Genomic DNA, 1670 nt, shown 5'->3' with positions numbered 1-1670 from the left:
GTGGTGAAGCGGCCGCTGGTCGCCATCATCGCCACCGGCGACGAACTGCTGCCACCCGGCAGCGAACTCGGTCCCGATCAGATCATCTCGTCCAACGCCTATGGCGTCGCCGCCGCTGCGCAATCGGTCGGCGCCCGCGCGCTCGATCTCGGCATTGCCGCCGACCGCAAGGAAGCGATCGCCGCGCTGGTCAGGCAGGCCGTCGAGCAGCAGGCCGATGTCATCGTGACGCTTGGCGGCGCCTCGGTCGGCGACCACGATCTCATTCACGACGTGCTGACCGGCGAAGGCATGACGCTCGATTTCTGGAAGATCGCCATGCGCCCGGGCAAGCCGCTGATGTTCGGCCGGTTGGGGCCCGCGCGCTGCATCGGCCTGCCCGGCAATCCGGTGGCCAGCCTGGTCTGTTCGCAGCTGTTCCTGAAGCCGTTGCTGGCGCGGCTCGGTGGTCGCGAGTTCCGGCAGGATATGCGCGAGGCGCGGCTGGCCGCGCCGATGCAGGCAAACGATCTGCGGCAGGACTACGTGCGCGCCGTCGTCCGCGAAGAAGCCGGCTCACTGGTTGCGACGCCCTTCGGCATCCAGGACTCCTCGATGCTGCGCATGCTCGCCGACGCCAATGGCCTCGTGGTGCGCGAGCCCTTCGCCCCGGCCGCCGCCGTCGGCGACGCTTGTCGCGTGCTGATGCTACGCTGAACAAAACGTCAACGCATTCATTAAACTTTAAACGGTTGCGGAACACAACTGGAACAGATAGTGTTTGTTCTGGGTTTGTTTTTCTGATTCTGGTTTCAGAACCCGTGGGGGCCGCCATGCTGACGCGCAAACAACATGAACTCCTGATGTTCATCCATGAACGGCTGAAGGAAAGCGGCATTCCGCCCTCTTTCGACGAGATGAAGGAGGCGCTTGATCTGGCTTCGAAGTCGGGCATCCACCGGCTGATCACGGCGCTGGAGGAGCGCGGCTTCATTCGCCGGCTGCCCAACCGGGCGCGTGCGCTGGAAGTGCTGCGCCTGCCCGATTCGATCGCGCCTGGCCTCAATGCCGCGAAGAAGTTTTCGCCGAGCGTCATCCAGGGAAGCCTCGGACAGGGCAATCTCGGCCGGCAGATCAAACCGGCGTCGCCGTCGCGCACCCCCAGCAATGACGACGACGCTGTGTCGGCGGTGTCGATCCCGGTAATGGGCCGCATCGCCGCCGGCGTGCCGATCGACGCCATCCAGCACCAGACGCATTCGATCTCGGTGCCCCCGGACATGATCTCGGGCGGCGAGCATTATGCGCTGGAGGTGAAGGGCGACTCGATGATCGAGGCCGGCATCTTCGACGGCGACACGGTCATCATCCGCAACGCCGACACGGCGAGCCCCGGCGAGATCGTTGTGGCGCTGGTCGACGAGGAAGAGGCGACGCTGAAGCGCTTCCGCCGCAAGGGCGCATCGATCGCGCTCGAAGCCGCCAACCCTGCCTATGAGACCCGCATCTTCGGCCCTGACCGGGTCAAGGTGCAAGGCAAGCTGGTCGGCCTGATCCGGCGCTACTGAGCGGACGGCGCCAGTTTAACCACCGGTTTTTCGGGTCTCTGGTAGGGCGGCAGTCCCCTCGCCTCGCGAGAATATTTGCGCTGCTCGTGCCAGGGCCGATAGGGCTTTTCGACCGCGTAGCGG

2 protein-coding genes are annotated in these 1670 nt (G+C 65.3%); both read left to right on the top strand.

Features of this window, described 5'->3' with window-relative positions; all coding sequences use genetic code 11:
* The coding region (locus EN780_RS33660) for a molybdopterin molybdotransferase MoeA (RefSeq protein WP_133372867.1) at positions 1-696 on the top strand (696 nt) is incomplete at its 5' end.
* Between the two features lie 116 nt (positions 697-812).
* Complete coding sequence (gene lexA / locus EN780_RS33655; RefSeq protein WP_126054478.1) at positions 813-1547, top strand: transcriptional repressor LexA; 735 nt, start codon at positions 813-815, stop codon at positions 1545-1547.
* Positions 1548-1670 lie beyond the last annotated feature (123 nt).

It is taken from the genome of Mesorhizobium sp. M4B.F.Ca.ET.089.01.1.1 (assembly GCF_004022605.1).
Lineage (GTDB): Bacteria > Pseudomonadota > Alphaproteobacteria > Rhizobiales > Rhizobiaceae > Mesorhizobium > Mesorhizobium abyssinicae.
The sequence above is the reverse complement of the archived record's forward strand: the minus strand, read 5'-3'. Positions and strand labels throughout refer to the sequence as shown.